Source organism: Ruegeria sp. CDSC002, assembly GCF_059610905.1.
This window is the reverse complement of the sequence record NZ_JBXWOM010000029.1, coordinates 1-3,031: the sequence shown is the minus strand read 5'-3', so window position 1 is coordinate 3,031 and position 3,031 is coordinate 1. Positions and strand designations below refer to the sequence as shown.

Annotated in this window: 3 protein-coding genes; all 3 read left to right on the top strand. The window is 60.9% G+C overall.

Annotated features, from left to right (window positions below; translation table 11 throughout):
- Positions 1-19: 19 nt before the first annotated feature.
- From AC2FJE_RS23375 to folD, 3 genes are read left to right on the top strand one after another with little or no spacing between them, the layout of a single operon-like run.
- A complete protein-coding gene (locus AC2FJE_RS23375) occupies positions 20-1,696 on the top strand; it encodes a formate--tetrahydrofolate ligase (RefSeq protein ID WP_058276920.1) in 1,677 nt (558 codons plus the stop codon).
- Between the two features lie 57 nt (positions 1,697-1,753).
- Entirely contained in the window at positions 1,754-2,059 is a 306-nt protein-coding gene (locus AC2FJE_RS23370) for a chorismate mutase (protein WP_058272292.1), read from the top strand.
- A 52-nt stretch (positions 2,060-2,111) separates the two neighbouring features.
- The gene (folD, locus tag AC2FJE_RS23365) at positions 2,112-3,002 is read left to right on the top strand and encodes a bifunctional methylenetetrahydrofolate dehydrogenase/methenyltetrahydrofolate cyclohydrolase FolD (protein ID WP_496761523.1); all 891 of its coding nucleotides are present in this window, start codon (positions 2,112-2,114) and stop codon (positions 3,000-3,002) included.
- Positions 3,003-3,031: the final 29 nt, after the last annotated feature.

Here is a 3,031-nt window from a genome sequence, read left to right as displayed (position 1 = left end):
CAACCGGGGGTTTTGCCCAATGAGCTATAAATCGGACATTGAAATTGCGCGCGAGGCGCAGAAGAAGCCTATTCAGGAAATCGGCGCTAAGATTGGCATCGATTCTGCTGATCTGCTGCCCTATGGCCATGACAAGGCGAAGGTGAGCCAGGAGTTCATCAACTCGGTTCAGGGTCGAGAAGACGGCAAGCTGGTGCTGGTCACCGCGATCAACCCGACGCCTGCGGGTGAGGGTAAGACGACCACGACCGTTGGTCTGGGTGATGGTCTGAACCGCATCGGCAAGAATGCGATGATCTGCATTCGCGAAGCCTCGCTGGGCCCGAACTTCGGCATGAAGGGCGGCGCTGCAGGGGGCGGTTACGCGCAGGTTGTTCCGATGGAGGAAATGAACCTGCACTTTACCGGGGATTTCCACGCGATCACCTCGGCGCATTCGCTGCTGTCGGCGATGATCGACAACCACATTTACTGGGGCAATGAAGCCGAGATCGATGTACGCCGCGTCGCATGGCGTCGCGTGGTCGATATGAATGACCGTGCCCTGCGTCAGATCACGGCGTCCCTGGGTGGTGTGTCGAACGGCTTCCCGCGCGAAACCGGCTTTGACATCACCGTGGCGTCCGAGGTCATGGCGATCCTGTGCCTGTCCAACGACCTGAAGGATCTGGAAAAGCGTCTGGGTGACATCATCGTGGCCTATCGCCGCGACAAGACCGCTGTTTACTGCCGCGACATCAAGGCCGAAGGCGCAATGACCGTGCTGCTGAAAGACGCGATGCAGCCGAACCTGGTGCAGACGCTGGAAAACAACCCGGCATTCGTCCACGGTGGCCCGTTCGCCAATATCGCGCACGGCTGTAACTCGGTCATTGCCACCAAGACTGCTTTGAAAGTGGCTGACTACGTTGTGACTGAGGCTGGCTTTGGGGCCGATCTGGGTGCCGAGAAGTTCATGAACATCAAGTGCCGTAAGGCGGGCATCGCGCCGTCTGCAGTGGTGCTGGTTGCCACCGTGCGTGCGATGAAGATGAACGGCGGCGTTGCCAAGGCCGATCTGGGTGCGGAAAATGTCGACGCAGTCAACTCGGGCTGTGCCAACCTGGGCCGTCACATCGAGAACGTGAAATCCTTTGGCGTGCCGGTTGTGGTTGCCATCAACCACTTCGTCACCGACACCGATGCCGAAGTGCAGGCGGTCAGCGACTATTGCGCCGAGCATGGTGTTGAGGCGGTTCTGTCGCGTCACTGGGAGCTGGGCTCGGAAGGCTCTGCGCCGCTGGCAGAGAAGGTTGTCGAGATCGTCGAAGGCGGCAGTGCCAACTTCGCACCGATCTATCCCGATGACATGCCGCTGTTCGAGAAGATCGAAACCATCGCCAAGCGCATCTACCGCGCCGACGAGGTTCTGGCCGACAACAAGATCCGCAACCAGCTGCGTGAGTGGGAAGAGGCCGGATACGGCAATCTGCCGGTCTGCATGGCCAAGACGCAGTACAGCTTCTCGACCGATCCCACTTTGCGCGGCGCGCCCACCGGCCATTCGGTTCCGGTGCGTGAGGTACGCCTGAGCGCGGGTGCCGGCTTTATCGTGGTTGTCTGCGGTGAGATCATGACCATGCCCGGTCTGCCTCGCAAACCGGCTGCGGAAACCATCTGCCTCAATGACGCAGGTGAGATCGAGGGCTTGTTCTAAGCCGCCGAATAGGACATCTCGTGGTCCGGGGTTTTCCCGGGCCATGAGGAGATCGCGATGCCCACTCTGACACCGCCGCAAGACTGTGCAACGATGCAGGATCTGCGGGTTCAGATCGACAAGCTGGACCGCCAACTGATCGAAATGTTGGTGGCGCGCGCAGGCTACATTGACCGCGCGTCCGAGCTGAAGCCGGGCGAGGGCCTGCCTGCCCGTATCCCGGACCGTGTCGAAGACGTGGTGCACCGCGTGCGCGCAAGCTCGGCCGAGCTGGGAATGGATCCGGATTTGGCCGAAAGACTGTGGCGCATGTTGATTGACTGGTCGATTGCACGTGAGGAACGTGTTCTCGGCCCGGACTGAATGACCGGGCGCTTCACGCGCCCGATCCGTTTTTGAAAGAAGGGATCAAAGGATGGTAGCCCAGGTTATCGACGGCAAGGCCTTTGCGGCCAAAGTGCGCGCGCAAGTGGCCGATCAGGTCGCAAAGCTGAAAGAGGAAAACGGCATTACCCCCGGCCTGGCCGTGGTTCTGGTCGGCGAAGACCCAGCCAGCCAGGTCTATGTCCGCTCCAAGGGCAAGATGACCGTTGAGGTCGGCATGAACTCGTACGAGCATAAGCTGGATGTCGATACCTCGGAAGAGGACCTGCTGGCGCTGGTCGACAAGCTGAACAACGATCCGGCTGTGCACGGAATCTTGGTTCAATTGCCGCTGCCCAAGCATCTGAACGAAGATCTGGTGATCAATTCGATCGACCCGGCCAAGGATGTGGACGGGTTCCATATCTCCAACGTGGGCCTGTTGGGCACCGGTCAGAAATCGATGGTGCCCTGCACCCCGCTGGGCTGTCTGATGATGCTGCGCGATCACCATGGCTCATTGTCGGGGATGGATGCGGTTGTGATCGGACGCTCGAACATCGTGGGCAAGCCGATGGCGCAGCTGCTGCTGGGCGACAGCTGCACCGTGACCATCGCGCACAGCCGCACCAAGGATCTGCCCGACGTGGTCCGCCGCGCCGATATCGTCGTGGCCGCCGTTGGCCGCCCCGAAATGGTGCCGGGCGACTGGATCAAGGAAGGGGCGACCGTCATCGACGTGGGCATCAACCGCATTGAACGCGACGGCAAGAACAAACTGGTCGGCGACGTCGATTATGCCAGCGCCGCAGCACGCGCCGGCGCCATCACCCCGGTCCCCGGCGGCGTAGGCCCCATGACCATCGCCTGCCTGCTGGCCAACACCCTCACCGCCTGCTGCCGCGCAAACAAACTGCCAGAACCAGAAGGCCTCACAGCCTGAGCATACCGTTGGGGCGCAAAAAATGCGCC

Excerpts from the sequence above, each read along its gene's own strand:
- AC2FJE_RS23375 (WP_058276920.1), top strand. The coding sequence starts at position 20 with ATGAGCTATAAATCGGACATTGAAATTGCGCGCGAGGCGCAGAAGAAG.
- AC2FJE_RS23370 (WP_058272292.1), top strand. The coding sequence starts at position 1,754 with ATGCCCACTCTGACACCGCCGCAAGACTGTGCAACGATGCAGGATCTG.
- folD (WP_496761523.1), top strand. The coding sequence starts at position 2,112 with ATGGTAGCCCAGGTTATCGACGGCAAGGCCTTTGCGGCCAAAGTGCGC.